The organism is Rossellomorea sp. RS05 (assembly GCF_039822645.1).
GTDB lineage: Bacteria > Bacillota > Bacilli > Bacillales > Bacillaceae_B > Rossellomorea > Rossellomorea marisflavi_B.
Window position 1 is genome coordinate 1 of the sequence record NZ_JBDKWY010000023.1, and the last position, 543, is coordinate 543.

Here is a 543-nt window from a genome sequence, read left to right on the forward strand (position 1 = left end):
TGGCGAAGAGGTCACACCCGTTCCCATGCCGAACACGGAAGTTAAGCTCTTCAGCGCCGATGGTAGTTGGGGGATCTCCCCCTGTGAGAGTAGGACGTCGCCAGGCAATATTGAGAAAGCAGCTCATTTGATGGGTTGCTTTTTTAATTTTGAAAATGTAGGTTCTATGGGGATTGTTGGGGTTAATCCTCAATGTAAGTGCACAAAAACGAACATAATCGGTTAGACTTCTATACTTGAACTGCTAGAAATGAATGAATTCTACCATAAAGTTTAAAAAGTTTTAAAAAGAAGTTGACTTCTACGAAGTTAATTGGTAAGCTAGTAATTGTTGCTGAGGCAATGATCGTCAAAAACTTTTTAAAATAAAGTGTTGACAACGAACATCGATTACTGTAATATAATAAGGGTCGCTTCGAGAGAAGCACTTGATATTTGAACCTTGAAAACTGAACAAAACAAGACAAACACGTCAACGTTAATTCTAGATTTATTTTAAAAGAGCTATTCAAACTTTTTATGGAGAGTTTGATCCTGGCTCAG

General features: G+C 37.9%; 1 rRNA gene. It reads left to right on the top strand.

From position 1 onward, the window contains the following. A 5S ribosomal RNA gene (gene rrf / locus ABJ225_RS22285) occupies nucleotides 1-106 on the top strand; the annotation flags it as partial. Nucleotides 107-543 lie beyond the last annotated feature (437 nt).